Raw genomic sequence first — 26,408 nt, forward strand, 5'->3', positions numbered from 1 at the left:
ATCGAAAGAATTGTCAGGCATGATCCGCGGAAGACGGCATACGCAAGATTGGTTTGATCGTCACGCCCCGCTCGCTGTCCGCCATGGCTTCGTTGACTTGGTCGAAGGAGTAGAAACGGCAAAGCTTGTCGAATGGGAACCGCCCTTGCATATACAGATCGACGAGAATCGGGATGAATGCATTGGCGACGACATCTCCTTGGACGATCCCCATGATCCGCTTACCCGGAATCATCACGTCGTTGATGTTGAACGCGACCTCTGTCCCGACCTTGGTCGCACCAACGATGCCGCATGTGCCAAGAGTGGTCACTGCATCAATGGCTTGCCGAAGAACCTCAGCACGGCCAGAACATTCGAGGCTGTAATTGACACCGCCTCCGGTGATTGCCTGAATACGTTTGACCGGATCCTCTTCGCGGCTGTTAATCACATGCGTTGCACCCAACTCAAGAGCCAACTCCAAACGACTAGGCGTGATATCCACCGCGATGATGGTCGTAGCGCCGGCAATCTTCGCTGCCATGACCGCGGCTAGCCCAACTGCTCCAGCCCCAAAAGCAGCGAAGCTGGAACCTGCTTCAACCTTCAGGGCTTTGAGTACAGAGCCCGCACCCGTCTGTATGCCGCAACCCAATGGCCCGAGCAGTTCAAGCGGCGCATCTTTTGGAACCTTAACCACATTGCGCTCGTTAGCGATGACGTATGTTGAAAACGATGATTGTCCGAAAAAGTGGTCATGAATCGGGGTGTCATCGACGCAACTGCAGGTTGAGGTACTGCCATCAATACGTCCTCCACCGAAGTTCAGCGGATGCATGTGTGAACAATGCGCCGGATGACCGGTTTCGCAAGTCAAACAGAGTCCGCAAGACATATACGTCATTACTACGTGATCACCTGGAGCCACTGTTGTGACTGCATAGCCCACCGACTCAACAACCCCTGATCCCTCATGGCCGAGGATGATGGGAAGCGGTGTTGGAAAAAGCTGATCACGTACTACCATGTCGGTATGGCAGACACCGGACGCCACAACCCTTACACGAACTTCGGTGGGTCTTGGAGCGCCTAATTGGGCGCTCTCGATTTTCAGTTCGGCGCCTGGCGCGCGCAAAACAGCTACTTTCACATCGATGGCTTTAACGTCGCTTTGGGACATTTGTGTCTCCTCGTAAACCGTTTTTAGATACTCGATCTAGGTTCAAAGCTTGTATCAAGCCCCTTGGAGGGCACGTGGCCGTTTGCTGCGTCGCTCTGATTCCGGACTGGCTGCGGGACGCAATTGGAAGTCGAACTCCATCTCTGCGTAGCGCCCCAGCACACCACGCTCTTTGGACTGATGCGCGTCATCAATGAAACGAACTTCACCTATCAACCCCTCTCTGGTTGCGTAGGCAAAGTCATCCCAAAGGTAGGCATCGTTTGAGAGGTTGATCTGGGTGGTCAGATGATCGTGACCAGGTGCGGAAATGAAAAAATGGATATGGGCGGGACGTTGACCGTGACGACCAAGTTGGTCGAGACACTCCTGTGTCGGGCCTGAAGGGTCGCAACCGTAACCAGAGGGCACGATGCTTTGTGCTCTATATCGTCCGTCCGAATCAGTCACAACGCGGCGGCGGAGGTTGTATTTAGATTGAGTCGTATCGAAGTGAGAGTAATTGCCTTTGGTGTCAGCCTGCCAGAGATCGACGAGTGCTCCGGCGATTGGTTTGCCGTCCAAGTCAATTACGCGTCCACCCAGAAACAACGGTGTCGCCAGACCGTCCTCGGAGCCATCATCCATGCGAGCGAAACCTTCGCTGAGAGGGGCCTCGGCGACATACAAAGGCCCTTCAATGGTGCGGGGAGTTCCACCAACTTTGCCGATGCTCTTTTCCTTTGCATCACGTAACAGGTCAAGGAAGTGTTCCACCCCAAGTCCTGCAACCAGGAGCCCAGCTTCGTTCTTCGCTCCTAGGCGATTGAGATACTCAACACCCGCCCAGAACTCGTCGTCGCTGATTTCCAGCTCCTCGATGAGCTTGACGCTTTCCTGCAGGATGCGAAGCACAATGTTTTTATGACGATCACTGCCTCGAGCGTTTCCAAAACCGGCCGCATCGCGCAGGAGGTTTTGAATATCACTGGTATGGGAAATAGTTACGGTCATGATTTAGCCTTTTCTTATTGGTGAGAAAGTCATTCGTCCCGGACGCACCGGATCAACTGACCTTTCTTTGTGCTGCCTCTGTCCAGCCTAGTTGGGCGCGCGACGCCTCCAAATCGGCATGCATGTCGTGATTCCAAAGCCAGTCGAAACGACTGGCTAACGTGCTGGAAAGAACGTCTTCGTTTGCACCGACTTTAGGGTCGCGCAGTTCGTATAGTTCGCCCGCTTCCCAAGAGGTGCGCTGAACTCGGCAGGCGCGAGGTCTACGAACAGCGTCATAGGCCTTGAGAATAGTGCTAGCGTCGGCTTCACAAGCACGAGGGTCGCCCAATAGGCGTGCAAGCAACCATGCATCTTCCAAGCCCTGACCTGCACCTGCGCCTTGGTGAGGAAGCATGGCGTGAGCGGCATCCCCAATCAGCGCGACTCGACCATGGACATAACCAGGTAACTCAGCAAGATCGTGTAGTGCCCACAAAGTCGGAGCCGGGATGCACTCGAGAAGAATCCGCGCGGCGTCACCCCAATCCGAGAATGCATCGAGCATCTCTGCCTGTGTCGTAGGTTTCACCCATGGTGCGTCTGCGGGCCAGGTAGGATTGGGTTTGCTGCGATCAGAAACGAATGCCACCACGTTGATCAGTCTTCCCTGCTTAACGGGGAAAGTCAGAATATGGGTATCTAGTCCCAAGTACATTTGAGGTACGTTGACCAGATGCTCATCCACACCTTGAGCACGGTAGGCAGCACGCAGTTTTTCGCTATCAATCATGCCCCGGTAAGCGCTGGTGCCACTGAAGCGAGGGGCTACTAGCGGCGCACCAAGCCCCTTCAGAACGTGGTCACGAATGGATGACTTAATACCGTCGGCAGCGATGAGCACGTCACACTCGTGGTGCGTTCCGTCCGTAAACGTTACTTTCGTGCGCCGTCCCAGTTGTTCGACGCTGACAGCACGTTTATTAAACTGGGCGATGCCGGCGGGGAGTTGTTGAGCAAGGACATCCAGAAAGTCAGCTCGATGTACCGACGACTGTCCTACACCTTCGGCAATGCTCGATCCAAGATAGCCAGCGTCTTTCCCGCGTCGCCATTCGAACCAGATATCTTGCCAAGGCTCTTGCGTGCGGTCGGCAATTTGATGATATGCAGACCCGATTCCCAACCCTTCAATAGCGCGGACAGCATTAGCTCCAAAGGAAACGCCGGCACCTACCTCTCCAAAGGCAGGAGCAGACTCAAATAGTTGCACGCTGAGGTGGGTGTGACGACACAAATCCAAAGCCAAAGCCACACCGGCAATTCCTCCACCGACGATAGCGATTTGCAAAGCAGAATTCAGACTGTTCATGGGGCAAAACCTAATGTTGTTTTTGTATGCCCCGATAATGACTACACCTTGCACTATTGATAAATAGTCTGAATAACATAGACTGTATCACCAATCTGAATATCCTCCACGTCACGCACCTTTGCGAGAGAACAGCCATGCACTTACGTGAGATCGATCTGAATCTGCTGGTGATATTTCACCAACTCCTAATCGACCGAAGCGTTTCAGTGGCTGCTGAGAGTCTTGGGCTTACCCAGCCTGCAGTGAGTAATGCACTAAAACGTCTGCGTACCACCCTGAATGACGAGCTGTTCGTGCGAACGAATCAAGGCATGGAGCCAACGCCCCATGCAGCTCAACTGGCAGAACCGGTTTATCAAGCGATTGGCATCTTGCATGGCGCGTTAAATCGTCACGACGACTTCGATCCAGCAACGAGTCAAAAACGATTTGTCGTCGCGATGACCGACATTGGAGAGATTTACTTCATGCCTCGGTTAATCGACAACCTGCTCAAGCTCGCTCCAGGCGTTTCGGTCAGCACACTGCGCAGCTATGCAGGACTGTCCGATGGCTTAGCCAGCGGAGAAGTGGACTTGGCAGTCGGCCTCTTGCCAGACCTGCAAGCGGGCTTTTACCAAAGACGTCTCTTTCACCATCGCTACGTTTGCTTGTGCCGTAAAGATCATCCAATCACCCAGCACCCCATGACACGGGAGCGCTTTTGCGAGTACGGGCATATCAGGATTGTTGCCGCGAGCACTGGGCATGGCGAGATAGACACGCACATGCATCGAGCAGGCTTGCACCGAAAAATCCGACTAGAAGTCCCACACTTCGTCGCCGTGGGCCATATCCTGCAGAACACAGACCTTATCGCAACAGTACCGGAACGTTTCGCCAGCAGTTGCACAGGCCCATTTGGATTGACAACAATGCCATTACCCCTGCCCCTCCCCGAGATAGCCATAAATCTGTTCTGGCATGCGAAGTTCAACCGTGATCCGGCAAACAAGTGGTTTCGGCAGCTAATGTTTGATCTCTTCAGTGATTAAATCTTGGAGGTCTAACTGTGCCACCAAAGCGCAGCATCACTGCCAATGCCCGTAGTCGGGAACCTTCAAAAACGTAGGTTTCTCTTGGAGAAACGCCAGCTTACGCAGCACCTTTGCGGCCAAAGCGACGTGGATGAGAACCGCCTGTACGCCACCTATTCGCTGCCGTTTTTCTAGGCCGTGTAATGTCAAACGCCGAGGTACTGCGTACGTCGGCGTAGCACTCCAATCCCAAAACTAACCATCCTCCGAGCTTGAAATGGGACTCACTGGGACATTTCCAATCCGAAGTGAGTGCCCCCCCTGCGCTGGTTGATCATATCCAAGCCACCATGATTTTGTGGGGCGCAACAGGCTGAGATAGCGAGAGGAATACGTCAGAGCTGACAGAATATGAGCATGAATACCTCTGCTTCAATTGAGCCGCCCTGCTTCACCCAACTCAATCAGCGTATCAATCAGACACCGAACCTTGGGCCGCAAATGCGCTGTCTTTGGCCATAACGCATAAACGTTTAACGGCTCTGGCTCGAACGCTTCAAGCACACTGACCAGCGCACCCGTCTCAAGGTGCTTGCGAACCACACACAGCGGCATTTGGCATAGTCCTAGCCCGGCCAAGGCCACATCGATCATAGCCTGACCATCTCCAATCTGATGGGTTGCGGGCGGGACAACACGCTGCCCATGACCGTCCACCATAACTCGCCAACCCAGTGGTTGGCCCCGCCGATAGGTAACGATGGAGGCATGATTGTCTACATCCGCCAACGTCTGCGGCGTGCCTCTTGATTTCAAGTAAGCCGGGGCTGCACAAATGATTAGGCGTTGGGACGACAGCGGACGCGCAATAAGACCCTGCTGGTTGCCCGGATCGCCGAAACGAATTACCAGGTCAACGCCTTCTTCCACCGGATCAATCAGGTGGTCATTAAACGTCAGCGTGAACGACAGTCCTGGAAAGCGCTGACCTATCTCCATCATCACTGGCAGGATCAACTGCCGACCCAGCGCTACAGGCATGTCGACCCGCAATTGCCCTGAAGGCTCGTGAGCCTTGGACATCAGGCAATTCTCCACGTCGCGGATTTCGTCTAGCGCCCCACTGCAGGCCGCTAGATAGGCCTCGCCATCAGCAGTCAGCGAAAGTCTGCGCGTGGTGCGGTGAAAGAGCATCACCCCCAAGCGTTGCTCCAAGCGGGCGATGGCCTTCCCCACTGCCGACTTGGAAACCTCGAGCCGTTCGGCCGCCTCCGTAAAACTGACGGCGCGGGCGGTGGTCACGAACGTGTGAATGCCAGAGAAGGTATCAGCTGATGACATGGACAAAACTCATTAAGGACTGAAAGGCGACAGTTTTGCGATCTAAAGCCTGTTTATCGCACATGAACTCTACTTTAGCATTGCCGGCTATTCGTACTCCCCTTTTTTCTAATATGCAGAACCCATGAAACTCATCAAAAATCGCCCAATCGCCCTCGCGGCTACGCTGACTGCCGTCGCCATCGGTTATCACCTTCAAAGTCTCCATGGTGAAAACGTCGCCATGGCAAACGAAGCCATCACTGAGTCGCGGCCGGAGGTGGACATTGCTTCCCCTATGTCAGAGCAGATCAACGAATTCCAGATCTATTCGGGAAAACTCGAGGCAATTGATGCCGTCGATGTGCGCCCTCTAGTGTCTGGCAGCATCACCGGCGTTCATTTTAAGGATGGAGCCCAGGTCAAACGCGGTGATCCACTATTTACCATTGACACCCGCTTGTACCAGGCAGCCGTAGACCAAGCGCAGGCCGACGTAGCTGGGGCCAGAGCACGGAATGCCTATTCCAAAACCGATGCGTCACGCGCCAAACGCTTGTTAGGTCAGAACGCCATTGCTCAGCGGGATCTGGACGTGGCTCTGCAACTGGAGCAGACCACTTCAGCTGAGCTTAAGGGGGCCGTGGCCCGCTTGGAGACCGCACAAGTGAACCTGGACTACTGCCATGTCGTCGCGCCTGTGAGTGGCAGGGTTTCCCGTGCTGAATTAACCCTCGGAAACGTCGTGGCGGCAGGTGCAGACGCGCCCGTGCTGACCCGAATCGTCTCCATCTCACCGATCTACGCGGCCTTTGAAGTCGACGAGCAAACCTATGTTCGCTTCCTTGGACAGCGTCACGAACAGCCGGTGAAGGTAGCGCTGGGCCTCGCCCGCGAAACCGATTTCGGACGTCACGGTGTGGTGGACTCGATAGACAACCAGCTCAACGTTAAATCCGGCACGATCCGGGTACGTGCGCGCTTCGATAATTCCCAAGGATTGCTTGTACCAGGCATGTATGCCCACGTGAAGGTTAGTGCAGGTCAACGCCGTCAGGCTCTTCTGATCAACGAGGCGGCGATCGGTACTGATCAAGATCGCAAGTATGTGATGGTCGTCGACACTAGCGGCCGCGTGCATTACCGCGAAGTCAAACTGGGCGACCTGTATGACGGACTGCGCATCGTCGATAGCGGACTCAGCGCCCAAGATCGAATCATCGTCAATGGCATGCAGCGTGTACATGCGGACGATGAAGTGAGCCCACACGAAGTTGCCATGGATACCCGGCCCGGTGCCTTGGCTGTGCAACGCTAACAACCGCTCACTCTAACCCGGCTTCGCCCATACCCGATGCGCAACTCCAGCGCATCGCCGCTCCCCTATTGCCGAAGAAAACCTAGCGATGAAGTTCTCCCGTTTTTTCATTGATCGCCCCATTTTCGCGGCCGTACTATCGGTCGTCATACTACTGATGGGTACGATTGCTGCGTTCAAGTTACCCATTGCCGAGTACCCGGAAGTGGTTCCTCCGCAAGTGCTCGTTCATGCCGAGTTCCCCGGCGCCAACCCCAAGGTAATTGCCGAAACAGTCGCCGCGCCGATTGAAGAAAAAATCAATGGCGTGGAAAAGATGTTGTACATGCAGTCTCAATCCAACAGCGATGGCCAGATGACGACTACTGTCACCTTCCAGCTGGGCATGGATCCCAACCTCGCTCAGCAGTTGGTGCAGAACCGAGTCTCCCAAGCTTTGACACGGCTGCCCGAAGCCGTGCAGAAACTTGGCGTTACCACGATCAAGGCATCCAGCACCATGACCTTGGCAGTAACCCTGTATTCCCCCAACGACCAATACGATGTGGATTACCTACATAACTACGGGCTCATCCATGTCCGTGATCGCCTGGCCCGGATCCAGGGTGTAGGCGATGTGCAGCTTAAAGGCGGCGGCGACTATTCAATGCGTATCTGGCTCGACCCACGCAAATTGGCCGAGCAGCAAATGTCGGCAACTGATGTGGTCGGCGCTATCCAGGCACAGAACGCCCAAGTGTCCGCCGGGATGGTGGGCGCCACGCCTAGTGCTCCCAACGTCGAGATGCAGCTAGACATCAACGTGAAGGGTCGACTGCAGACGCCAGAAGAGTTCGAAGCCATCGTGGTCAAGACCAACGCCGACGGCGGCGTGACCTACCTGCGCGACGTGGCGCGGGTCGCGCTAGGCGCGGCAGACTATACCCAGAGTACGCACCTTGATACCAAGGTCTCGATGACGATCTGGGTATTCCAGCAGCCTGGCGCGAACGCGTTACAGATTGCCGATGACGTGCGTCGTGAGATGCTGGATATCGGCAAAGATATGCCGAAGGGCGTCAGCTACGGCTTCAACTATGATCCGACACGGTTTGTGTCCGCCAGTATTGAGGCGGTCGTTCATACCTTGCTTGAAGCAATTGCCTTGGTCGTACTGGTTGTCATCCTGTTCCTGCAAAACTGGCGCGCTTCGCTAATCCCTTTGCTAGCCGTGCCGGTGGCTATTGTCGGCACGTTTTCACTGATGTTGGCATTTGGGTTCTCGATCAATGCCTTGTCCTTGTTCGGCATGGTGCTGGCTATTGGTATCGTCGTAGACGACGCCATCGTGGTCGTAGAGAACGTGGAGCGCAACCTGGAGCACGGTTTGAGCCCCAAGGAAGCGACCTATAAAGCAATGGACGAGGTCAGCGGCCCTATCGTTGCCATTGGACTAACGCTGGTTGCAGTATTTGTACCGCTGGCGTTCATGTCGGGACTGACGGGCCAGTTTTACCAACAGTTCGCCATGACGATCGCGATCTCGACCATCATTTCTGCGTTCAACTCCCTGACACTATCACCTGCCCTGGCCGCTTTACTGCTTCGCAGTCCACACGCCCCCAAAGACCGCCTGACACGTGGAATGGATCTGGTGCTAGGCAGGTTTTTTAACGCATTCAACCGTTTGTTCAATCGGGGATCGGAAGCTTATGGACACGGTGTAGGTCGTACCCTCAGGCACAAGGGCGCGATGATGATCTGCTACGCATTGCTTCTAGGACTGGCTGCGCTGATGGGCAATCTCGTACCCGGTGGGTTCGTGCCTGCACAGGACAAGCAATACCTGATCGCAGTGGCTCAATTGCCCAATGGCGCCACCTTGGCGCGCTCCGACGAAGTATCACAAGAAATGGGGCGCATGGCCCTGAAGGAGCCTGGGATAGGCTTTACCGTTGCTCATGCTGGATTGTCGATCAACGGATTTACCTCGTCATCCAGCTCCGTGGTGATGTTCCTGCCCCTCACCTCTTTCGATGAGCGTTATGGCCACGGTGCCGACCTTAGCGCTGACGCTATTGCGCAGTCGTTGAACAAAAAGTTCACCCAGATCAAAGAAGCTAAGATTTCCGTGTTTTCACCGCCCCCTGTTCTCGGTCTTGGCACCCTGGGTGGCTTCAAGCTTCAGCTTGAAGACCGAGGATCACTAGGATACCAAGCCTTGCATGACGCCACCGAAGCCTTCATAGCAGCAGCAGCGAAGGCGCCTGAGTTGGGGCCTCTGTTCAGTAGTTACGACATCAACATTCCGCAACTCGACGTGGAAGTTGACAGGGTCAAAGCTCAACAGCTCGGCGTACCAGTCGATGAAGTATTTAGCACCCTGCAGATTTACCTGGGCTCACTGTACGTCAACGACTTCAACCGGTTTGGACGCGTCTATCAGGTACGGGTTCAGGCAGATGCTCAATATCGCGCGTTCGCCCAGGACATCGGACAGTTGAAAGTCCGAAGCCGCACTGGGGAGATGGTGCCGCTCGACACTCTTCTCCATGTCAAAACCACGTATGGCCCGGAGATGGTGGTTCGCTACAACGGCTTTACGGCTGCCGACCTCAACGGTGGGCCTGCGCCAGGTTACTCAAACAACCAAGCTCAGGCGGCCATTGAACGCATCGCCGAGGAAACCCTGCCACCCGGCATCAAGTTTGAATGGACTGACCTTGCGTATCAGCAGCAGTTGGCTGGCAACGCTGCGATGATGGTGTTCCCGATTTGCGTGCTACTGGTGTTTCTGGTGCTTGCCGCTCAGTACGAAAGCCTGACCTTGCCACTGGCGGTGATCATGATCGTCCCTATGAGCTTGCTGTCAGCGCTGCTGGGCGTATGGCTGACCGATGGCGACAACAACATTTTCACTCAGATAGGCCTGGTCGTACTGGTTGGCCTATCGGCCAAAAACGCCATTCTGATTGTCGAATTCGCTCGCGAGCTCGAAATGCAAGGTCGCAGCATTGCCAAAGCCGCCATCGAGGCCAGCCGTTTGCGACTGCGGCCAATCCTGATGACTTCGATGGCCTTCATCATGGGCGTAATACCTATGGTCGTCGCGACAGGCCCCGGATCCGAGATGCGCCACGCCATTGGTGTCAGCGTGTTCTTCGGCATGCTTGGCGTAACGTTTTTCGCATTGCTGCTTACCCCGCTTTTCTACGTATTGTTGCGCAAGCTATCGGGCGGGAAATCGCTGCGTGCTGAGCATCATCGCACCGCAGATATCGAGGCCTGACCCCATATGAACTTCTCTGAAACTAAGCTCTGGGCCAGCCTGCCTCTGGCCACTTCGACTCTAGTCTTGCTGTCGGCTTGCCATTCAATGGCACCCGAATACGCTGTTCCTGTCGACTCATCACCGACGCATTTCAAAGAGCAGAACCTGACGCCTAAGGCCGGCTGGAAAACTGCACAGCCGGCCGACCACTATCCCCGTGGTGAGTGGTGGCAAGTCTTTGGCGACCCGCTTCTCAATGACTTTGAAACCCGCGCCCTGAGTGCAAACCTAGGCTTGAAGCAGGCGTTGGCTAGGGTTCAGGAGGCACGCGCTTACCATCAAGGTATTGAAGCTCGCAGGCTACCAAGCGTAGACACTGGCTTCGGCCCCTCCCGCGAGCGCAACTCACAATCTTCGAGTGATAATGCACAACCGGCAACGACCTACTGGCGGGCTCAGCTAAACGTCGCATACGAGGCTGACTTGTTCGGTCGTGTCAGTGACGCTATCAAAGCCTCCGGTGCTGAGGCGGAGCAAAGCGCCGCACTTTACCAATCTGTAATGCTGGCGCTGCAAGCTGACGTGGCAGTCAACTACTACCAGCTCAGGAGCCTAGATGCGCAGCTCAAGGTCTACGACGACACACTGAAGCTACGCCAGGATGCGCTCAGCTTCGCTCGGAGTCGTGCAGAAATCGGACAGGACAATCAACTAGATTTGATGCGGGCACAAACCGAGCTGTCCAGCACACAAGCTGATTCGCTAGCGCTGAAACGCGCTCGCGCGGCGAGTGAACATAGTCTGGCAGTGTTGCTAGGGCAGGCTCCGGCAACGTTCGATTTTCCGGCGAAACCGATTGAAGCGTTTACTCTGGAAATCCCAGAGGGTCTGCCCTCCGCCTTGCTTGAGCGCCGCCCCGACATTGCCGCGGCGGAACGAGCAATGGCCGCAGCCAACTCGCGGATCGGGGTAGCCAAATCGGCCTACTTCCCCTCACTGACACTGACGGGTACCGCAGGATTTGAGGGCAACACCGTAGGTGAACTGTTTCAAGGTTCAAGCAAAGCTTTTTTGCTAGGGCCACTCACAGGCACCATGCTCCATCTGCCGCTATTTGATGGTGGTAAGCGCAAGGCTGACCTTAAAAACGCACGAGCTGTCTATGAGGAACAGGTCGCTCACTACCGCCAGACCGTGCTCGATGCGTTACGTGAAGTCGAAGACAATCTGGCCAACATACGCCTGTTGCAGCAGCAAGCGCAGGCACAAACGCTAGCGGTTAACGCCTCCAAAGGCGCTAGTCGTATTACTCAGGCGCAGTACCATGAAGGTGCAAGAGATTACTTAAGTGTACTGGATGCCGATCGAAGCACATTGCAAGCGGAGCAAAGTTTAGCCGGTTTGTATGGCGAACAGTCCGTATCTACGGTGCGTCTCATCCGCGCTCTCGGCGGCGGCTGGGATCATCCTGCAACAGTCGTCCCAATCACCCCTTAACCCGGTTATTGGTTTCGCTCCGCCACGCGATGCTCTCGCTGGCGGAACGAACTCTCACTCAGAACGTAAAAAACGGCATCAGTTATTTGAACGGCAACTCCCGTCCGCTATGTTCATCAAGGCCTTATTGCCAACGCTCAAATACCCTTACCAGTTCATCAACTACGTATCGCACCTTGGGACGTAGCTGCGAGACCTTGGGCCACACGGCATGAACTTCAACGGGCTCAGGTTCATAATCCAGCAGCACCTCAACCAACCTTCCTTCCTCAATGTCCTCTGCAAAAAGACAGCGGGGCATCTGACACAGGCCAACTCCCGCAACAGCACCGAGAATCATCGCCTCCCCGTCACCAATTTGATGAGTTACAGGGGGGGCGAAACGCACAGTCTCGCCCTGCTGTCGTACACGCCAAGACAACGGCTGGCCACGTCGGTGCCCCACAATGCAGTGATGGCGGGCAAGATCCTCCAGGACTTGCGGCGTTCCGAATCGTTCGAGGTACCCTGGCGCAGCACAGATAGCCCAACGTTGCCGGGCTAGCCGACGCGCTACCAGGCCACCGGTATCCTTGAGCTCGCCGAACCGCACCAGAAGATCGACCCCCTCCTCAATAGGATCAATTAGGTGATCCGAGAATGTCATGTTGAGATGCAAGGCCGGATATTTACTCGCGATCTCAAAGAGCAATGGCGCGACCACTCGCCGACCGAAAGCGACGGGCATGTCCACCCGGAGCCTACCCGATGGCTCACGGTCTCCAGTACCCATCCCACTCTCCGCCGCACCGATCTCATCCAGAGCAGCAGTACAAGCTGTTAAGTAGGCCTCGCCATCGGCGGTCAGCGAAAGTCGTCGCGTCGTCCTATGAAATAACTGTGTATCAAGACGTGCCTCGAGCCGAGCGATGGCTTTGCCGACTGCGGATTTTGAGAGGCCCAATTGATCCGCAGCCTCGGTAAAGCTATGGCATCGGGCAGCCACCACGAAGGTAATGACACCTTGAAAAGAATCGACCGGGATCATAAACACGCGCCAATAGTAGAGCCAAATTCTACATACCTTATACCCTAAGCCCATTTATCCGCGATATTTTCTACTCTACTATTGCTGCAGTTAGCTTTACCCACCCTTTTGAGGCTCACATCATGCCCGTAGTACGTGTTAGCTGGTTCGAAGGCAAAGAACACGCCCAAAAAGCGACCGTTGCCGCAGAGATTACCGAAAGCATCGTCAAAAATACCGGTACCCCAGCCGAGTACATCTACGTCATCTTCGAAGACGTAGCGCCCTCCGATTGGGCAGGCTCCGGCAAATTGTTTGGGGAAGCAACCGACAAGGCCTAAGCAGGTCACAGGAACAAAGCATCGGCTAGGCCAGCGATGCATCCCCTCACAGGGCAGCCACCATGCCCAGGACGGAAGACATATCCATGCACCCATATATTTCTTGCCTCTTCAGCCTTGCAGTCAAACCTGAAGAACTCCCAGAGTTCAAAGCGCTGATTTCCAAGATCGTTGCCGCTACCCAACAAGAGCCAGGCACCCTCATCTACGAGTACAGCGTCAACGAAGACAACAGCACCGTCCATATCCTTGAGCGCTACAACGTTGATTCAGTGGTCAGCCACGTGGACATCACCTTCGCGCCCTTTGGCGAACGCTTCCTAGAACTCTGCACTGTTACTGGCCTGGTTGTATACGGCACTCCAGATGCTGAAATCCGCAAACGTCTTGATCCCTTTGGCGCTGTATACATGACGCCCTTCGACGGTTTCAGCCGATAATCCCTTTTTCACCGCTGCTTAGAGATCACCATGCCCACGATTGCTGAAGTTATCAAATCGCGAATTTCCGCCAACAGTTACGACACTGCACGCACTTTGAGCGACCAAGAGATCTCGGATCTGATCGATCTGGCCACCCATGCCCCATCGGCCTTCAACCTTCAGAACTGGCGCTTTTTGGCGGTGCGTAGCCCAGAGGCAAAAGCACGCTTACTGCCATTGGCTTACGGCCAGCAGAAAGTGATCGATGCGGCAGTGACATTCATTGTCTGTGGCACCCTGAATCCGCATCAGTCCCTGCCCTCTTCGCTGAAGCCAACGCTGGATGCTGGAATTATTGACCAGACCATCTACGACATGTGGGTCGGCGCCGCTCAGGGTATGTACCAGGATAATCCCCAACTTCAGCGTGACGAAGCCGTTCGCTCTGGGTCGCTCGCAGCCATGACATTGATGCTTGCTGCCAAGGGCCAAGGCTTGGTGTCCACACCAATGATCGGGTTCGATGCGGTTGCCGTTTCAGAGGCATTTAATCTTGCCTCTACTGAAGTCCCGGTCATGCTCGTAACCGTAGGTTACCCAGGGGTGACCAACTGGCCACAAAAGCCCCGCAAAGCTGTCCAGGATGTTTTGGCGTTTGTTTGAACACCACTACCCGAGAGCAAGCCTATTAATGGACTGATATAGCTGCTCCACCGGGCCGAAACCGAGAATGCTCTGTTCTTCTCAGTCCACTTCTACGTACTGGATAATCATGACGAATAACGATCTCCCCGCCCTCTTCGAATCGTTGCAGCGCCGGCTCCAACTCCTCGAAGATAAAGAAGCGATCACGACCCTCCTAAATCACTACTGCCGCGCATGCGATACCCACGACTTTGAAGGCTTCGGCAACAAGTTTACCGAGGATGGCGTGTTGAACTATGAGGAGTGGGGTGAGATCAAAGGGCGAGAGGAAATTGCAAAGGCCGCGAGCGTCGAGGGCGCGATACAAGGCCTTCAGCATTCCATCACCAACCTGCAAATCGACATCACCGGTGCCGATACTGCCTCCGCGACCGCCTCTCTCATATTTTTCGCCGCACCTGACACCTCAAAGCCATTTGAATGCTACTCATGTGGCGGGCCATACGAGTTCAAATTTCGTAGAACAGCCGAAGGCTGGAAAATCACTCGACATAAGTTGAGCAGAAGCTGGGCGATGGGACACGACCCATCAGGGACATTCACTAACAAAGAGTAAACAAAACGCTCACCACGCTTTGTAGCCCCACCTCAGAGGGTTCTAATCCAGCGCCCTCAACTCAAAATCCACTCCGGCACTTGGAGCGGCTCCTATGGCAAAGATTCCCCTCTCACTTTGGCCGATACAGATTGCAGCCTGCTTAGGCTTCCTGGTCGTCCAACTCGACGTTAGCGTTGTAAACGTTGGTCTCGGATCTCTCAAAAGCGCATTCGATACCAACCTTACCGGCCTGCAGTGGGTCATCAACAGTTACGCTTTGGCCTTTTCCGCACTGCTGATCCTGGGAGGCGCCTGGGGTGACAAATGGGGAGCGAAGTCGGTCTTCGCAGCAGGCTTTGCGATCTTCACGCTGGCCTCCATTGGCTGTGGTTTGGCGAGCAGCATGCCGATGCTGATAGGAATGCGGATCGTCCAAGGTATAGGGGCTGCATTGCTGGTACCTACCTCGCTTACCTTGATCCGGTTGTCATTCCATGACCCCGATACTCGCCAATCCGCTGTGGCCATGTGGGGTGCCTGTGGCGGTATTGCCTTGGCCGCAGGGCCTGTCATCGGTGGTCTGATGATTCAGTATTTCGGCTGGAGAAGCGTATTCCTGCTCAATGTTCCTATCGGTATGGCGGCCATCGGTTTGATTCTCCGATTTGCCCCCGCCTCGCCTCGAGTAGATAAGAAAGTGGACGTTCCCGGACAGGTAAGCATTGCTATCGGTCTTGCAGCTCTGACCTACGCCCTGACTGAGTTCAGCGCAAAGGGCTGGGTGACGGAGACCCTGAGCGCTATGGTGATTGCGGTGCTCGCTGTGACTGCATTTGTCTTGATCGAGCGACGCGTTGAAAGCCCCATGCTGCCCAATCGCTTGGCAACCAATAAGGTGCTGGGAAGCATGGCGCTAGCCGGCGCAGCGATCAATCTGACCTTTTATGGAACGGTCTTCGTCTTCAGCATCTACTTCCAAACGTTTCTGCACTACGACGCGTTCAAAACGGGGTTATCCTTCATTCCCCTTACTGCGGTGCTCACCCTATCCACGATGCTTTCGTCCCGCATCGCCAGAAAAGTCAGCGCTACACAGATCATCACTACAGGCTTCAGCGTGCAGATCATTGGCTTCCTGGCGCTATCGCAGATAACCGTAGAAAGCCCCTTCTGGTTGCTCAATGGCGCCCTTATGCTGGTTGGAATCGGAAGCGCGATGTCCGTCCCGTCGATCACAAATTCGATGCTGTCGTCGGTGACTAAGCATGACGCTGGAATTGCCTCGGGCCTGATGGCATCAGCCAGGCAATTGGGGGGAGTCATCGGCGTGGCAGTCTTCGGCACGATGATAGCCAGTTCTGATGTGGCAGCGTTTTCCCATGGGATGTCCAAATCAATGATGCTTTCGGCAGTCGTTCTTCTCTGCTGCGTTGGCGTGAATCTTTACGTCGCTCGCCAATCACTGAAGCCGGTGAATACCTAACTCCTACGCACTCAAGAAAAACGGCCGTTATCCCCCACAGTAATGCACTGTGATTGGATAAAGACTGCGTCTTCTTTCTGACGTATCGATACAAGCCCGTACCGTTAGACCCGCTATTTAGGGGTCACCTGTAGCCCTCGGAAATGAGCAATAGTCCCCGACTCTATCCAGATTCCAACACCACCGTGCAGCTCCTCAAATTTGAGGTCATTAACCACGAATGAGGGCTTTTCCTTGTGATCCAAGTACAAGGTAGCCTTTGAGCCTTCGACCACAATTTTCATGTGTATCCACCGCCCCAGGGCTACATCCGCGTATGTCTCATATTTCTCAGGAAAGTCTTTTCGTAGCTGATCAAACCGAAAGTCGGGATAACCGGCGTATTGCACTGTATGGTTTCGGCGCACCTGGTCATCAGCCTGACTGTTGGTCGGGCGCAGGTAGATGCTTTCAAAACGAGACGTCTCGTCGATGCGGAAGGCAACCCCCACAAACCCTCGAGCGTAAGCAGGCGCATCTGTCGCCAAGTCACTGGCAACATCCACGTCTATTGTTCCGTTCTTAAAATCCAATGGCAGCCACGCCATAAAATCCCGGTCGAGCAACCTATCCTTGCTTTGATCCTGATAGGAAGAGGATGGCATTCTCACTTCCAATGCGGCTTGTTTTTTATAGTGCGTTTCAACCAAGGACACGCCAGAGAGCCTGAACTCACTAACCTATGAGTATTGGGACTCTTTAGCATCGACGTATGCGGTGACCGTCGAAATTACCGCCAAGGCGAGCAGTGAATATCGATTCATAGGTGAGGTTCTGGGCCAGAGGGTGATGATACGTGGAGAAACCGGTAGTAAATTGCCTACTACCGGTTCTAATGGCCCGGCCGTCCAAGCGTCAGTTGTTAAATCAGAGAGCCTTGGCGTTAAGGTCAGACGATGTCGTCTACAACGCCACCGTCCACCCTAAGTGCTGCGCCTGTAGTCGCAGACGCTTGAGGCGAGCACACGTAGACGACCATGCTAGCTACCTCCTCGACCGTAGCTGCACGCTGAATGATCGAGCTTGGTCGATGCTGCACAACGAATTCCGCCGCTACAGACTCGAGAGTTTTCCCGGTGCGTTCAACCTCGCCTTTCATCATGTCCGCGACGCCATCGGACAGCGTTGGGCCGGGCAACACGCTATTGACTGTCACACCGCTTCCAGCGACCCGCTTGGCTAAGCCCCGTGCCAAGGCTAGCTGGGCAGTCTTCGAGACACCGTAATGGATCATGTCCGCGGGGATGTTGCGAGCCGATTCAGAAGAAACGAAAACAACACGCCCCCACCCTTTTTCGACCATTGCCGGCAGCAAAGCACGACTTAAGCGAACACCTGACATGACATTCGTCTGCCAATAGTTTTCCCAAACCTCGTCGCCAGTCTCATAGAAGTCTTGCACGCCGTAGATGCCGGCATTGTTCACCAGAATATCAATGGCACCAGCACTACGTACAAGCTCGGCAACCCCGTCAGGTGTACTCAGATCAGCTGCCACGCCCTGGAGCGTAGCTCCAGGTACGACAGCAGAGAGCCTGGATACAGCATCCGCCACCGATGCAGTGCTACGGCCATTAAAAACGACCTCTGCTCCTGCTTCAGCTAGCCCTTTGGCAATCGCGAACCCTATTCCCCCGGTTGACGCTGTAACCAGCGCACGTCTACCGTTGAATTGAATCTTCATCATTACTCCATTAGAGCGGAGGGACGTTGTCCAACCTGTTGGTGAGCTACTGATTATGTTTAAACCATAGCCACACACTCTAATGACTCTATTCTCAATGATAAACGTCAGTTTTATATATACATTCCCAACACCACGTTTCAAAACACTTCTAATTGAACTGAATCCACGCCAAATTTTTCAGTCGCGAAATCCAAGAAGCTACGTAGCTTGGGGGTTAGTTGACGGTCAGGCGCGTACAAGATATGCAACGGGCGGCTAGGGACAGGGTAGTCACGCAGCAATGGAATCAGATCACCACGACGTAACGACGAGTAAACAAGCTCAATGGGCTGCAGCAGAATGCCTAGACCAGCGAGACCAGCGCAAAGAAGAGACTCCCCATGGTCAGCCATGAGTCGGCTGCCGACAGGCACAACGATCTTCCCCTGTGGCCCATCGAACGTCCAATGAGTTCGGAGCTCTGTATGTGAGAAGCTCAGACACTCATGCTCCTGTAGATCCCAGGGAGTGTTTATCGAAGGCTTCCCTTCCAAGTAAAGAGGCGACGCGCAGAGGATGAGCCTATAAGGTGCCAGCGGGCGCGCAATCAATCCGCTGTCAGATAGCTGGCCGACCCTGAACACCACGTCAAACCCCTCATCAATCAGATCCACTGCGCGATTAGACAATGTCAGTTCAACACTGACCAACGGGTTCGCCTTCATAAATTCGGGCAGTCGGGGGGACAGCGCTTGCATGCCAAAACTGACAGGCGCATTTATTCGGAGTCGACCACTGGGAGACGCTTGTGTTTGCGCAGCCATGTTTTCAGCGGTCTCTACCTCCGCGAGAATGATCTTTGATCGTTCAAAAAATGAGCGACCAAAATCCGTCAGGCTCTGTCGCCGAGTAGTGCGGTTCAACAGGCGCACCCCGAGGCGCTGCTCTAGATGATTGACGTGCTTGCCAACCAACTGGGCAGACATCTGCAAGGCGTCGCCAGCAGCACTGAATGACCCCATTTCTACAGCCTTTACAAAAGCCGCCATGCTGGTGAGACGATCCATTAGCGATGATCCGTTTGGAATATCCACCCATTCTGTATATTTATCCCAATGCGGTTCAAGTCTTATCGTAGTGACCATCAAAGGGCGGACAGTTCAGACTTGAATCGCGACACCTGATGCAGGCAAGCGACAATGGGCGAACCGTCATTCCAATTTCACCTGCCAGGATTTCATCGTGAATTTCCCACTCAAAAACCAAACACTTCAATCAATACTGAGCGAAGACTTTATCTTCCCACATGAAATCATTGGCCAACCCTTCCGGGCGTCCGATTTCAAAGCTCTGAAGGTAAACAGCTTTTCCACCAGTGACGAAGTCAACCTCTGCTACTGGGAAGCGGGGACTGGTCGACCGCTGATCTTCATTCCAGGGTGGTCGGCGAATGGTGCAATGTACTTTCACCTCATGCACATCCTGAGCGAGCACTATCACGTGTACGTATTGGATGTTCGCAACCAAGGACTTTCGGAGAAGGTGTCTTACGGCACTCGGATTTCCCGTTACGCCATGGATGTAAAAGAGTTCGCAGACCATTTGGGATTGGCAGAAGCCGACTATTGCGGCTGGTCGATGGGAGCCTCCGTTATGTGGGCATTCATTGACCTCTTTGGTACCCAAGGCATCAAAACCCTGAGCATCATTGATCAGGCACCGTCGATCTATTGCCACGCCGACTGGTCTGAACAAGAGCGCCTTGAGGCTGGAGCATTCACCACATCGCCGGAGCGCATGATCGCGTCGTACACCAGTATGGCTCCAACCAATATGCTCACTTCTGCCAGCAACGTGTTTGAGCGCGCTATGGCTATCGACTCGCCGTACTATCACAACGCCATAAGCCTCGTACAGGCTGTAGTTGAAGACAACATGGCTTTCACGGGGCGCGTTCTTTTCGATCACACCACCAATGACTGGCGTGACGTCATCAAATTCAAGATCGATGTTCCCACTGCCATTTTCACCGGCGAATACAGCGACTGGCTTGAAAGCCAGCGCTGGATGAATTCGGTGATTGATGACTCGGTGCTTCATGTTTATACGAAGGCCGAACAGGGCGATCATTTCCTGGCGTTCAAAAATCCGCAGAAATTCTCTGAAGACCTGCGGAGTTTTCTGGAGAGATCCTGAGGTCAGGGTCTCCTCCCCTTCCAAATGACATCAAGACGTCGTAAGCCAAGCGGACGTTCTAAATCAACACCGTCAAGCAATACGGAGCGTCCGCCTTTAGACGTGAGTCGGAGCGGCACCATAGCAATTTACATATTTGTTGACATGATTTACCAGCGAATGCAGCGTCAGGCGCAACCAGTTCGCTTTCCTGCCCCTCCTACAACAAGAGCGAAAGTGGACTGTGTCGAGCTAGAGAGCTAACTACAGAATGGAGCTGCGCTTATATGTCTAATGTGAGCAGAAGAATTTTTGTTACCTCCACCATCTCGCTTCCTATTAGTTTATCACTAACAGGCACTTCTTTCGTACAGGCCAATGACGAAAATGATGAGTTTTGGTATGTAAGCTCTGAGTTTCGTGAAACGTTATACTCGGGATCAATGGAAGACACTTACGCAGGATTAAAATGGCTCCGCCCTCACGCAGACGAACTCGGAGTTAACCCAAAAAATCTGGCTGTCTTGGGAGTACTTATTCACCCCGAACAACTTGAGACGCTAGCTTTCAAATACGATCATCTCAAGAAGACCTTAGGTATCAATCAAACCCAGAAGTCTTCAAATATATAGATAATTGCTGCGCCTCTTTATCCCAAGGAGTTCGATATGTCCGATATAACTGAAATCATTAAGTCCCGTTTCTCAGCCAACAGCTATAACACCCAGCGCAAGCTGTCGGATCAAGAAATTTCAGATCTGATAGAATTGGCTACCCACGCCCCGTCAGCATTCAACCTCCAAAACTGGAAGTTCGTGGCGGTGCGCAGCGAGGAAGCCAAGGAGCGGCTGCTGCCACTGGCCTACGGCCAACAGAAGGTAGTGGATTCGGCGGTAACGTTCATTGTCTGCGGCACCCTGAAACCGCATGAAACGCTACCTGCTGCTCTCAAGCCCACCCTCGACGTTGGCATTATTAATGACGCTATTTATACCGGCTGGTTGAATGCTGCGCAGAACATGTACGAGAACAACCCCGCGTTCCAGCGTGATGAAGCAATTCGCTCTGGGTCATTGGCAGCGATGACCTTGATGCTTGCAGCCAAAGGCAGAGGCCTGGTTTCTGCGCCGATGATTGGCTTCGACCAATCGGCAGTAGCGGAAGCGTTCAACCTGGCGCCTACCGACGTTCCAGTGATGCTCGTGACTGTTGGTTATCCAGGTACGGAAAACTGGCCGAAAAAACCGCGTAAACCAGTCAAAGACGTACTTGAATTCGTCTAAGTCAGGACGCTGCCAGCGGAACAGCAGTGTAAGCCTCTGGTATCGCTGGCAGTCACTTGGAGTTACAGGGTCACTACCCGCCTTTTGGTAGAACCACGTGAATTCGTTTAGAGGTTATCACCTGCCTACCTTTCCCACTCTGGTTGCGAAAATCTCTCCACCAAAAAGTTTATGAGCACTCGAACCTTCGAAGGTAGGTGCTTGCGAGAGGGGTACACAACATAAATCCCTAGCTCGACGGACTTGTACTCTGGAAGAATTTCTACCAAGTCTCCAGCTCTTAGATCCTGGGCGACCATAAAGCTGGGCTGCAGCGAAATGCCTCCACCTGCCAGCGCAATGCTGCGACAGGTATCACCATTGTTGCAGCGGATGATCGAGCGCGTGCGCACACTTTCACTACCGTCTGGGCCCTCGAACAGCCACTCACTTCCGCTAGCAAAGTTGGTATAGGCAATCACACCGTGTTCAGTTAGGTCAGCCAATTTACGCACAGGCGAATGGCTTGCCAGATAGTCAGGGGAGGCGCACAAACACATCCGCGTACCGGCCAGACGTCGTCCTACCAGAGAAGAATTCTCCATACGCGCAATGCGAACAGCTGCGTCGAACCCCTCCTCCACCAAATCTACCAGTCGGTCATTCAAGCTGATGTCCAGTTCGACGTTGGGGTAGGCCCTCATGAAATCAGCCCATACCGGCGCCAGGTGCAATACACCAAAACTGACCGGTGCGTTCACCCTGAGTACACCGCTGGGCTCCGGTGCCGTCGACGAAACAGCCGCCTCCGCCTGACCCATCAACGCTAGTACCTCCCGCGCCTGGTGGTAGAACTGCCTTCCCTCCTCCGTCAGAGAAAGTCGACGTGTTGTTCGGTGTAACAACCGCGCCCCTAATCGTTCCTCCAGGCCGCTGACATAACGCGAAATAGCGGCCTTGGACATATCTAAGGGTTCGGCAGCCCCTACAAAGCTGCCCTTCTCGACGACCATGCAGAAGACTTGCATCTCCAGTGCTCGATCCATAATTGTCTCACCTAGTGGAACTATATATCGCATTCAGCCTAATTTATCTCAAATTTTCAACCTATAAACTAACCCCAACGAAACGCAAATCAACGCAACTGTCAGAGGTAGCTATGAAAATTACAGTAATTGGTACCGGCAACATGGGCTCGGGCTTTGCCAAGCAGCTTTCCAGCGCTGGCCACATCGTTCGAATCACCGGTCGCGATATTGATAAGGCCAAGGCCTTGGCTGATCAGTTTCCAAATGTCACCGCATACGCTTCGGCCGAGGCGCTGGGCGACAGCGAGGTAGTTATCGTTGCGACTGCTTACACCGATGCAGTTTCCGCGCTGCAAGGCCTGGGTGATTTGACTGGAAAAGTGGTCATCGACATCACCAACCCGCTTAGCGCGGATTACATGTCCCTGACCATCGGTCACGTCACCAGCGCTTCGGAAGAAATCGCTAAGGCAGTACCGCAGGCTCACGTAGTTAAAGCGTTCAACACACTGTTCGCCCAAGTGCTTGCCGATGGCCCTAAGTTCGCCGACAACCAACGCGGCAGCGTATTCGTCGCTGGTGACAACGATCGGGCCAAACAGACCGCCATCTCGCTGGCACAGAGCATTGGCTGGAATACCGTAGACGCTGGTGGGCTCGTCAACGCCCGCTACCTTGAACCGCTCGCGGGTTTGAACATTTACCTCGGCTACGGCGCTGGCTTAGGCACTTCCATCGCTCCGGCTTGGCTCAACAAGTAATTCACCATTGAGGATCCACCATGAACACGTCGTTCCCCCTGTTGTTTGTGTCTCATGGTGCTCCGATGTTCGCTATCGAGCCTGGTCTGGCTGGTAAACAGCTGACTGAGCTCGGTCGCGAACTGCCGCAACCTGATGCAATCGTGGTCATCTCGCCTCACTGGATGACCCGAGGCGAGGTCAGCGTCACCGCGAGCACCAGTCCAAAAACCATCCACGATTTTGGTGGCTTTCCAGATGAGCTTTACGAGCTGAACTATCCCGCGCCAGGTGCTCCGGCGTTGGCGAATCACATCGTTGAGCTACTCGCCTCGGCAGGTTGGAAAGCACGCCTGGACGCTAATCGCGGCCTCGATCACGGTGCATGGGTGCCCCTACTGTACTTGGCTCCTTCAGCAACAGTGCCAGTAGTACAGGTCTCGATGCCCATGCCTATGGATACCCGCGGCGCCTTGAAACTGGGTGAAGCACTCAAGCCACTTCGCGAAATGAATGTGCTGATCGTGGCCTCTGGAAGCTTGACGCATAACCTATATGAGTTCAGGGGATCGACGCCTCATGGTGCGGATTACGTCAAGGAATTCGCTGCCTGGACGGCGCTGACGCTACAGAGCGGTGACACTGAGCAAATATTGGACTACCGACGCTTTGCACCCTCTGCCGAGCGTGCTCACCCGACAGATGAACACTTCCTGCCTCTGCTGATTGCTCTCGGCGCTGCGGGGGAAACGTATCAAACACGCGTCCTGGAAGGAGGCGTTACCTATGGGGTGCTGGCGATGGATAGCTACCTTTTCGACTCAGCCCAATCAACACAAGGCGTTCCTCACCATGATGCATGAATACAATTTTTCTGAAGCGGCAAGAGAGCCTGCGTCTGGCATCTTCTTTCGCAAGAGCTGTAACTCCGACAACCCCAAAGCTCGTTTGCTTTTGCTGCACGGCGTAGGGTCGAACGAAACTAATTTGGTGAGCCTGGCTGCATCACTACCAGAGGATCTGGAGATTCTGTTGCTGCGGGGGCCTCTGCAGGCGGGGCCTCAAGGTTTTGCTTGGTACCAGGTCAACTTCACCAGTAACGGCCCATCCTTCAGCTACGAGCAGGCTGAGTCCAGCCGGCAATTGTTGAAGCAATTCATCGAAGCGCTTCCACCGTTACCGACAGTGGTAGCTGGCTTCAGCCAAGGCGGAATCATGAGTGCAAGCCTTGGCGTAACCGAACCGGAGTTGGTAGCTGGGTTCGGGGTCTTGAGCGGAAGAATGTTACGAGAGATCGATCCACAAATCGCCTCTGATGATCGGCTTAAGTCGGTTTCAGCGTTTATTGCCCACGGCTACCGGGATGGTGTTTTACCCATCGACTGGGCAAGGGAAGCTGACACCTTGTTAACCAAAATTGGCGTAAAGCACGAGACACATTTTTACGACATGGCCCACGAAATCATCGCTCCAGAACTGGTCGATTTTTCCCAATGGCTAAGTCATACGCTGCAACTCACTCAATAAAAGGAAGTACATCATGATTGATACACGCACCGCTTCTTACGCTGCATTCGTAATGCGCTTGGCACTTGGCATCATGTTCCTCGCGCATGGTCTGACCAAAGTATTCGTATTCACTCCTGCGGGCACAGCCGGCTTTTTCGAATCCATCGGATTCCCAGGTTTCCTGGCGTACCCGGTCATGGCATTCGAAGTTATTGGCGGTCTGATGCTGGTGCTGGGCGTTTACGCTCGCTGGATTGCCGCGCTCGCAGTTGTCCAATTGTTCGTAGCGGCGACCGTTCACTTCGGTAATGGCTGGAGCTTCACCAACGCGAATGGCGGTTGGGAGTACCCAATCTACCTGTGCATGACCGCTCTGGTTGTAGCGTTGCTGGGTGATGGTCGTTTCGCCCTAAAGCCTTCATCCGAAGCGTAACTTCGTCTCGCAGTAAATATCGCCGGGAGTTGTCTGTTCGACTTCCGGCGAAACTACTGAAAGCTCCTTTTACCCGGCTGAACGCGTTACTCCCATTTCCTCAGCCGGGGCTTTTTCCCCTTCATCGTACCGTTCCCAATTTCGATGCAAGCGGTGCTCTGAGCTCACATCGATATCTCACGCTGTTCGCCCCGATACGCTCATCAGCCCCTCTTGAATCACGGCCTTAGTGGCAAATTCAAGAAAGTCGCGCCGCCATAAACTCAACGAATACCTTTATTTTGGGTAATGGTTGTCGGCTGGAAGGCCAAAGAATACTAAAGGTACGGTGATCACGAACATAGCGTTCCAAGACTGGCACCAACCGTCCTTGGGCGACAATATCCTCTACAAAAAAATCCGGTATGCAAGCAATGCCTAGGCCAGATTCGGCCATGGCAAGCAGTGGTTCAATTGCATTTGCTGTCGCCGAAGCCGGCACATCAACAACCCCTCCACCGGCCTTTACTACAAATGGCCAAGGATCCAACTTGCCGCTGGTAGGGTATCGATAGCGCAGGCAAGAGTGTTTCGAGAGATCTGATGGGCGAATCGGAACTCCTCGTTCGGAAAGGTATGAAGGGGATGCCACCAGCCGATGACTGTAGCCATTGAGCTTGCGCATAGTCAGGCGGGAATCCTCAACTTCACCTATGCGCATAACTGCGTCAAATCCCTCTTCAATCACATTTACCAAGCGATCACTGAACTCCAACTCCAGCTCTACTTCTGGGTACTTTTGCTGAAAGGCTATCAAATGAGGCATGAGCTTCATGCCTAACTGCGGTAGACCCACACGCAGTTTTCCCTGCGGCTTACCTGCTGCCAGCGTCAGCTCGTGTTTAGCCACTTCAAACTCAGCAAAGATTCGGTTGCAGCGCTCCAGAAAAAGGCTGCCTTCGGCAGTCAGGGTCATAGCGCGCGTCGACCTATGAAAAAGCCTGACACCAAGCTCTTCTTCCAGCCGTGCAATAGCTTTCCCAACGGCAGATGAGGAGAGCCCAACTCGTCGTCCTGTCTCAGTGAAACTGAGTGTCTCGGCTGCTCGCACAAAGGTGCTAAGCGCGCTGAAGTGATCCATGCCGACCTCGGTTGTATTAGAGCGAAAAATT

General features: G+C 54.0%; 26 protein-coding genes. 16 read left to right on the top strand and 10 right to left on the bottom strand.

Annotated elements, in window-relative coordinates:
* Positions 1-13: 13 nt before the first annotated feature.
* The 3 genes from PMI30_RS05570 to salA are packed head-to-tail and all read right to left on the bottom strand — an operon-like array spanning position 14 to position 3,506.
* On the bottom strand, positions 14-1,162 hold the full coding sequence (locus PMI30_RS05570) for an NAD(P)-dependent alcohol dehydrogenase (RefSeq protein WP_008013313.1): 1,149 nt from the start codon (positions 1,160-1,162) through the stop codon (positions 14-16).
* A gap of 54 nt (positions 1,163-1,216) precedes the next feature.
* On the bottom strand, positions 1,217-2,155 hold the full coding sequence (gene catA, locus PMI30_RS05565) for a catechol 1,2-dioxygenase (RefSeq protein ID WP_008013316.1): 939 nt from the start codon (positions 2,153-2,155) through the stop codon (positions 1,217-1,219).
* Between the two features lie 52 nt (positions 2,156-2,207).
* Positions 2,208-3,506 (bottom strand): salicylate 1-monooxygenase, encoded by a 1,299-nt coding sequence (gene salA / locus PMI30_RS05560; protein ID WP_008013318.1) that lies wholly within the window; start codon positions 3,504-3,506, stop codon positions 2,208-2,210.
* Between the two features lie 137 nt (positions 3,507-3,643).
* Between salA and PMI30_RS05555 the strand changes: the two genes are divergently transcribed.
* Positions 3,644-4,543: a LysR family transcriptional regulator gene (locus PMI30_RS05555; RefSeq protein ID WP_008013320.1), complete on the top strand. Its 900-nt coding sequence runs from the start codon at positions 3,644-3,646 to the stop codon at positions 4,541-4,543.
* 414 nt (positions 4,544-4,957) lie between these two features.
* On the opposite strand, the gene PMI30_RS05550 is transcribed toward PMI30_RS05555, so the two are convergent.
* Positions 4,958-5,866, bottom strand: a complete 909-nt coding sequence (locus PMI30_RS05550) for a LysR substrate-binding domain-containing protein (RefSeq protein WP_008013323.1) — start codon at positions 5,864-5,866, stop codon at positions 4,958-4,960.
* Positions 5,867-5,990: 124 nt separating this feature from the next.
* Here PMI30_RS05550 and PMI30_RS05545 point away from each other — a divergent pair, with 124 nt between their 5' ends.
* From PMI30_RS05545 to PMI30_RS05535, 3 genes are all read left to right on the top strand, one after another.
* Positions 5,991-7,163, top strand: a complete 1,173-nt coding sequence (locus PMI30_RS05545; protein ID WP_008013326.1) for an efflux RND transporter periplasmic adaptor subunit — start codon at positions 5,991-5,993, stop codon at positions 7,161-7,163.
* An 88-nt stretch (positions 7,164-7,251) separates the two neighbouring features.
* Positions 7,252-10,431 (top strand): efflux RND transporter permease subunit, encoded by a 3,180-nt coding sequence (locus tag PMI30_RS05540; RefSeq protein WP_008013328.1) that lies wholly within the window; start codon positions 7,252-7,254, stop codon positions 10,429-10,431.
* A gap of 6 nt (positions 10,432-10,437) precedes the next feature.
* Positions 10,438-11,910 (top strand): efflux transporter outer membrane subunit, encoded by a 1,473-nt coding sequence (locus PMI30_RS05535; protein WP_008013329.1) that lies wholly within the window; start codon positions 10,438-10,440, stop codon positions 11,908-11,910.
* Between the two features lie 124 nt (positions 11,911-12,034).
* Here the strand turns inward: PMI30_RS05535 and PMI30_RS05530 are convergent, their stop codons facing one another.
* On the bottom strand, positions 12,035-12,937 hold the full coding sequence (locus PMI30_RS05530) for a LysR family transcriptional regulator (RefSeq protein WP_032836042.1): 903 nt from the start codon (positions 12,935-12,937) through the stop codon (positions 12,035-12,037).
* Between the two features lie 122 nt (positions 12,938-13,059).
* Here PMI30_RS05530 and PMI30_RS05525 point away from each other — a divergent pair, with 122 nt between their 5' ends.
* From PMI30_RS05525 to PMI30_RS05510, 5 genes are all read left to right on the top strand, one after another.
* Positions 13,060-13,257, top strand: coding sequence for a tautomerase family protein (locus tag PMI30_RS05525; protein WP_008013332.1), 198 nt, complete (start codon positions 13,060-13,062; stop codon positions 13,255-13,257).
* 86 nt (positions 13,258-13,343) lie between these two features.
* Positions 13,344-13,697 carry a putative quinol monooxygenase gene (locus tag PMI30_RS05520; RefSeq protein WP_032836044.1) on the top strand — a complete coding sequence of 118 codons (354 nt, stop codon included), beginning with the start codon at positions 13,344-13,346 and terminating at the stop codon, positions 13,695-13,697.
* 30 nt (positions 13,698-13,727) lie between these two features.
* Entirely contained in the window at positions 13,728-14,342 is a 615-nt protein-coding gene (locus PMI30_RS05515; RefSeq protein ID WP_008013336.1) for a nitroreductase family protein, read from the top strand.
* 109 nt (positions 14,343-14,451) lie between these two features.
* Complete coding sequence (locus tag PMI30_RS30135) at positions 14,452-14,940, top strand: nuclear transport factor 2 family protein (RefSeq protein ID WP_008013338.1); 489 nt, start codon at positions 14,452-14,454, stop codon at positions 14,938-14,940.
* Positions 14,941-15,034: 94 nt separating this feature from the next.
* Positions 15,035-16,405, top strand: coding sequence for an MFS transporter (locus PMI30_RS05510; RefSeq protein ID WP_008013340.1), 1,371 nt, complete (start codon positions 15,035-15,037; stop codon positions 16,403-16,405).
* A gap of 113 nt (positions 16,406-16,518) precedes the next feature.
* On the opposite strand, the gene PMI30_RS0129900 is transcribed toward PMI30_RS05510, so the two are convergent.
* The 3 genes from PMI30_RS0129900 to PMI30_RS05500 all read right to left on the bottom strand — a co-directional run bounded on the left by PMI30_RS0129900 (position 16,519) and on the right by PMI30_RS05500 (position 19,177).
* A complete protein-coding gene (locus tag PMI30_RS0129900) occupies positions 16,519-17,100 on the bottom strand; it encodes a hypothetical protein (RefSeq protein ID WP_050562569.1) in 582 nt (193 codons plus the stop codon).
* Positions 17,101-17,333: 233 nt separating this feature from the next.
* On the bottom strand, positions 17,334-18,128 hold the full coding sequence (locus PMI30_RS05505; protein WP_008013342.1) for an SDR family NAD(P)-dependent oxidoreductase: 795 nt from the start codon (positions 18,126-18,128) through the stop codon (positions 17,334-17,336).
* Positions 18,129-18,268: 140 nt separating this feature from the next.
* A complete protein-coding gene (locus tag PMI30_RS05500; protein WP_008013343.1) occupies positions 18,269-19,177 on the bottom strand; it encodes a LysR family transcriptional regulator in 909 nt (302 codons plus the stop codon).
* Between the two features lie 175 nt (positions 19,178-19,352).
* Between PMI30_RS05500 and PMI30_RS05495 the strand changes: the two genes are divergently transcribed.
* The 3 genes from PMI30_RS05495 to PMI30_RS05490 all read left to right on the top strand — a co-directional run bounded on the left by PMI30_RS05495 (position 19,353) and on the right by PMI30_RS05490 (position 21,568).
* On the top strand, positions 19,353-20,306 hold the full coding sequence (locus tag PMI30_RS05495) for an alpha/beta fold hydrolase (RefSeq protein WP_008013344.1): 954 nt from the start codon (positions 19,353-19,355) through the stop codon (positions 20,304-20,306).
* A gap of 266 nt (positions 20,307-20,572) precedes the next feature.
* Positions 20,573-20,917: a hypothetical protein gene (locus PMI30_RS31385; protein WP_008013345.1), complete on the top strand. Its 345-nt coding sequence runs from the start codon at positions 20,573-20,575 to the stop codon at positions 20,915-20,917.
* 36 nt (positions 20,918-20,953) lie between these two features.
* Positions 20,954-21,568 (top strand): nitroreductase family protein, encoded by a 615-nt coding sequence (locus PMI30_RS05490; protein ID WP_008013346.1) that lies wholly within the window; start codon positions 20,954-20,956, stop codon positions 21,566-21,568.
* Positions 21,569-21,693: 125 nt separating this feature from the next.
* On the opposite strand, the gene PMI30_RS05485 is transcribed toward PMI30_RS05490, so the two are convergent.
* On the bottom strand, positions 21,694-22,593 hold the full coding sequence (locus tag PMI30_RS05485) for a LysR family transcriptional regulator (protein ID WP_008013347.1): 900 nt from the start codon (positions 22,591-22,593) through the stop codon (positions 21,694-21,696).
* A gap of 113 nt (positions 22,594-22,706) precedes the next feature.
* Between PMI30_RS05485 and PMI30_RS05480 the strand changes: the two genes are divergently transcribed.
* Genes PMI30_RS05480 through PMI30_RS05465 form a run of 4 tightly spaced genes read left to right on the top strand, consistent with a single transcriptional unit; the run spans position 22,707 to position 25,257 of the window.
* Positions 22,707-23,336: an NADPH-dependent F420 reductase gene (locus PMI30_RS05480; protein ID WP_008013348.1), complete on the top strand. Its 630-nt coding sequence runs from the start codon at positions 22,707-22,709 to the stop codon at positions 23,334-23,336.
* A 20-nt stretch (positions 23,337-23,356) separates the two neighbouring features.
* Positions 23,357-24,178, top strand: a complete 822-nt coding sequence (locus PMI30_RS05475) for a DODA-type extradiol aromatic ring-opening family dioxygenase (RefSeq protein ID WP_008013349.1) — start codon at positions 23,357-23,359, stop codon at positions 24,176-24,178.
* Positions 24,171-24,842 (top strand): alpha/beta hydrolase, encoded by a 672-nt coding sequence (locus PMI30_RS05470; RefSeq protein ID WP_032836106.1) that lies wholly within the window; start codon positions 24,171-24,173, stop codon positions 24,840-24,842. The genes PMI30_RS05475 and PMI30_RS05470 overlap by 8 nt, the downstream gene beginning before the upstream one ends.
* 13 nt (positions 24,843-24,855) lie before the next feature.
* Complete coding sequence (locus tag PMI30_RS05465) at positions 24,856-25,257, top strand: DoxX family protein (protein WP_008013351.1); 402 nt, start codon at positions 24,856-24,858, stop codon at positions 25,255-25,257.
* A gap of 238 nt (positions 25,258-25,495) precedes the next feature.
* Here the strand turns inward: PMI30_RS05465 and PMI30_RS05460 are convergent, their stop codons facing one another.
* Positions 25,496-26,377: a LysR family transcriptional regulator gene (locus tag PMI30_RS05460; RefSeq protein WP_008013352.1), complete on the bottom strand. Its 882-nt coding sequence runs from the start codon at positions 26,375-26,377 to the stop codon at positions 25,496-25,498.
* Between the last annotated feature and the right edge of the window lie 31 nt (positions 26,378-26,408).

The organism is Pseudomonas sp. GM50 (assembly GCF_000282375.1).
Taxonomy (GTDB): domain Bacteria; phylum Pseudomonadota; class Gammaproteobacteria; order Pseudomonadales; family Pseudomonadaceae; genus Aquipseudomonas.

Coding starts and splice junctions, on each gene's coding strand:
- catA (WP_008013316.1), bottom strand. CDS start 2,155: ATGACCGTAACTATTTCCCATACCAGTGATATTCAAAACCTCCTGCGC.
- PMI30_RS05530 (WP_032836042.1), bottom strand. CDS start 12,937: ATGATCCCGGTCGATTCTTTTCAAGGTGTCATTACCTTCGTGGTGGCT.
- PMI30_RS05515 (WP_008013336.1), top strand. CDS start 13,728: ATGCCCACGATTGCTGAAGTTATCAAATCGCGAATTTCCGCCAACAGT.
- PMI30_RS05525 (WP_008013332.1), top strand. CDS start 13,060: ATGCCCGTAGTACGTGTTAGCTGGTTCGAAGGCAAAGAACACGCCCAA.
- PMI30_RS05535 (WP_008013329.1), top strand. CDS start 10,438: ATGAACTTCTCTGAAACTAAGCTCTGGGCCAGCCTGCCTCTGGCCACT.
- PMI30_RS05520 (WP_032836044.1), top strand. CDS start 13,344: ATGCACCCATATATTTCTTGCCTCTTCAGCCTTGCAGTCAAACCTGAA.
- salA (WP_008013318.1), bottom strand. CDS start 3,506: ATGAACAGTCTGAATTCTGCTTTGCAAATCGCTATCGTCGGTGGAGGA.
- PMI30_RS05465 (WP_008013351.1), top strand. CDS start 24,856: ATGATTGATACACGCACCGCTTCTTACGCTGCATTCGTAATGCGCTTG.
- PMI30_RS31385 (WP_008013345.1), top strand. CDS start 20,573: ATGTCTAATGTGAGCAGAAGAATTTTTGTTACCTCCACCATCTCGCTT.
- PMI30_RS05470 (WP_032836106.1), top strand. CDS start 24,171: ATGCATGAATACAATTTTTCTGAAGCGGCAAGAGAGCCTGCGTCTGGC.
- PMI30_RS30135 (WP_008013338.1), top strand. CDS start 14,452: ATGACGAATAACGATCTCCCCGCCCTCTTCGAATCGTTGCAGCGCCGG.
- PMI30_RS05550 (WP_008013323.1), bottom strand. CDS start 5,866: ATGTCATCAGCTGATACCTTCTCTGGCATTCACACGTTCGTGACCACC.
- PMI30_RS05545 (WP_008013326.1), top strand. CDS start 5,991: ATGAAACTCATCAAAAATCGCCCAATCGCCCTCGCGGCTACGCTGACT.
- PMI30_RS05510 (WP_008013340.1), top strand. CDS start 15,035: ATGGCAAAGATTCCCCTCTCACTTTGGCCGATACAGATTGCAGCCTGC.
- PMI30_RS05480 (WP_008013348.1), top strand. CDS start 22,707: ATGAAAATTACAGTAATTGGTACCGGCAACATGGGCTCGGGCTTTGCC.
- PMI30_RS05475 (WP_008013349.1), top strand. CDS start 23,357: ATGAACACGTCGTTCCCCCTGTTGTTTGTGTCTCATGGTGCTCCGATG.
- PMI30_RS05505 (WP_008013342.1), bottom strand. CDS start 18,128: ATGAAGATTCAATTCAACGGTAGACGTGCGCTGGTTACAGCGTCAACC.
- PMI30_RS05485 (WP_008013347.1), bottom strand. CDS start 22,593: ATGGATCGAGCACTGGAGATGCAAGTCTTCTGCATGGTCGTCGAGAAG.
- PMI30_RS05490 (WP_008013346.1), top strand. CDS start 20,954: ATGTCCGATATAACTGAAATCATTAAGTCCCGTTTCTCAGCCAACAGC.
- PMI30_RS05500 (WP_008013343.1), bottom strand. CDS start 19,177: ATGGATCGTCTCACCAGCATGGCGGCTTTTGTAAAGGCTGTAGAAATG.
- PMI30_RS05460 (WP_008013352.1), bottom strand. CDS start 26,377: ATGGATCACTTCAGCGCGCTTAGCACCTTTGTGCGAGCAGCCGAGACA.
- PMI30_RS05570 (WP_008013313.1), bottom strand. CDS start 1,162: ATGTCCCAAAGCGACGTTAAAGCCATCGATGTGAAAGTAGCTGTTTTG.
- PMI30_RS05555 (WP_008013320.1), top strand. CDS start 3,644: ATGCACTTACGTGAGATCGATCTGAATCTGCTGGTGATATTTCACCAA.
- PMI30_RS05540 (WP_008013328.1), top strand. CDS start 7,252: ATGAAGTTCTCCCGTTTTTTCATTGATCGCCCCATTTTCGCGGCCGTA.